The following is a 2,325-nucleotide window of genomic DNA, read 5'->3' as shown; positions in this document are numbered from 1 at the left end:
TTGGTGCCGCTGATGCCGAAGGAGGAGACTCCCGCGCGGCGCGGGCGGCCCTCGGCGGCGGGCCACGGCTCGGCCTCGGCCAGCAGGCGCACCTCGCCCGAGGTCCAGTCCACGTGCGGGGAGGGCTCGTCCACGTGGAGGGTCGCGGGCATGGTGTCGTTCTGCATCGCCATGACCATCTTGATCACGCTGGCGACGCCCGCGGCGGCGGAGGTGTGGCCGATGTTGGACTTGATGGAGCCGAGACGGAGCGGGCCGTTCTCGCGGCCCTGGCCGTAGGTGGCCAGCAGCGCCTGCGCCTCGATCGGGTCACCGAGGCGGGTGCCCGTGCCGTGGCCGTCGACGAGGTCGACGTCCTTGGGCTCGAGTCCCGCGTTGGTGAGGGCCTGACGGATGACGCGTTCCTGGGCGGGGCCGTTGGGGGCCGTGAGCCCGTTGGAGGCGCCGTCCTGGTTGACGGCGCTGCCGCGCACCACGGCGAGGACGCGGTGGCCCTTGCGGCGGGCCTCGGAGAGGCGCTCCATCACGAGCAGGCCGACACCGTCGGAGAAGCCCGTACCGTCGGCCGCGGCCGCGTACGGCTTGCAGCGGCCGTCGGCCGCGAGGCCGCGCTGGCGGCTGAACTCGACGAGGAGGAAGGGGCCGCCGAGCACGGTGACGCCACCGACCAGGGCGAGGGAGCATTCGCCCGAGCGCAGGGACTGGGCCGCCAGGTGCATGGCGACCAGGGAGGAGGAGCAGGCGGTGTCGATGGACACGGCCGGGCCCTCCAGGCCCAGGGTGTAGGCGACGCGGCCCGAGACGACGCTGGAGGTCTTGCCCGCGAGGCGGAAGCCCTCCAGGTCGGGCGTACTCTCGCCACCGTATTCGGAGGAGACCGTTCCGCAGAACACTCCGGTGTCCCCGCCGCGAAGCGAGGTCGGGTCGATGCCGGCGTGTTCGAGGGCCTCCCAGGCGGCTTCGAGGACGAGCCGCTGGGTGGGGTCGGTGGCGAGGGCCTCGCGCGGGCTGATACCGAAGAAGCCCGCGTCGAAGTCGCCGACCCCGTCGACGAAGCCGCCGCCGGTGGCGTACACCTTGCCGGTCTGCTCGGGGTCGGGGTCGTAGAGGTTCGCCAGGTCCCAGCCGCGGTCGTCCGGGAGCGGGGTGATGGCGTCGCGGCCTTCCGCGACGAGCTGCCACAGCTCCTCGGGCGTGGTGACCCCGCCCGGGTAGCGGCAGCTCATGCCCACGATCGCGAGCGGTTCCGTGGACTGGTTGAGGAGCCGCCGGTTCTGCAGGCGGAGGCGCTCGGTCTCCTTCAAGGACTTGCGGAGCGCCTCGATGAGGTCCTTCTGGTCTGCCATGGGTGCTAGCGCTCCTCGTGCGGTCGTACGGTGGCTGCCGCCGGGGCAGTGACGGCCGGGGCCGTCAGGGGGCGGGCTGCCGCCCGGGCCGTGATGGGTGAGGTGCTCACGCCGCGTCCTCCTGCGTCATGCGGATGAGGGCCTCGACGTCCATCTCGTCGATGGACTCGGAGTCCTCGGCGGTCTGCGCGGACTCCTCCGGGTCGCCGGCGGCGAGTTCGAGGAGGACGTCGAGCAGGCCCGCGGAGCGCAGCCGGCCGAGCGGGATGGCGGCGAGGGCCTCCCGGATCCGGTCTTCCTCGGAGGACTGCTGTCCGGTGGCGGAGACGCCTTCGGTGGCCAGGGGCACCAGGTAGCGGGTCACGGCGGCCGGGTTCGGGTGGTCGAAGACCAGGGTGGTGGGCAGTCGCAGGCCGGTGGCCTGGGTGAGGCGGTTGCGCAGTTCGACACCGGCGAGGGAGTCGAACCCGAGGCTCTTGAAGGCCCGTTCGGCCACGATGGCATCGGGAGAGGAGTGTCCGAGTACGGCCGCGACCTGGCCGCGTACGAGGTCCAGTACGACGCGCTCCCACTCCTCCTGCGGTACCGCGGCCAGGGTCTGGGCGAGCGAGCCCGTGCCGGAGCCGGAGCGGCGGGCGGGCACCTTGGCGAGCCTGCGCAGCAGGCCGGGCAGCAGACCGGCCCGGGCCTGGGCGCGCAGGGCCGCCTGCTCGAGCAGTACGGGCACCACGAGCGCGGCGTCCGACTTCTGGGCCTGGTCGAAGAGCTCCAGGCCGAGCTCGTTGGAGATGGCGCCGAATCCCATGCGCTCGACGCGGGCCAGTTCGGCCGCGTCGAGGTCGCCGGTCATGCCGGTGGCGTCGGCCCACAGGCCCCACGCCTGCGAGGTGGCGGGCAGGCCGAGGGCGCGGCGGTGGGCGGCGAGGGCGTCGAGGGTGGCGTTGGCTGCGGCGTAGTTGGCCTGGCCGGGGCTGCCGAT

The 2,325-nt window shown here is 73.4% G+C and carries 2 protein-coding genes; both read right to left on the bottom strand.

Going from position 1 to position 2,325, the window contains the following annotated elements; genetic code table 11:
* Positions 1-1,325, bottom strand: a 1,325-nt coding sequence (locus ACFVV1_RS40780; RefSeq protein WP_390000697.1) for a type I polyketide synthase, incomplete at its 3' end; no start/stop codon positions are given.
* 127 nt (positions 1,326-1,452) lie between these two features.
* The coding region (locus ACFVV1_RS40775; RefSeq protein WP_390000694.1) for a beta-ketoacyl reductase at positions 1,453-2,325 on the bottom strand (873 nt) is incomplete at its 5' end.

This window comes from Streptomyces sp. NPDC058092 (assembly GCF_042884935.1).
In the GTDB taxonomy this organism is placed as follows: Bacteria; Actinomycetota; Actinomycetes; order Streptomycetales; family Streptomycetaceae; genus Streptomyces.
This window is presented reverse-complemented; position numbering and strand designations above follow the sequence as displayed.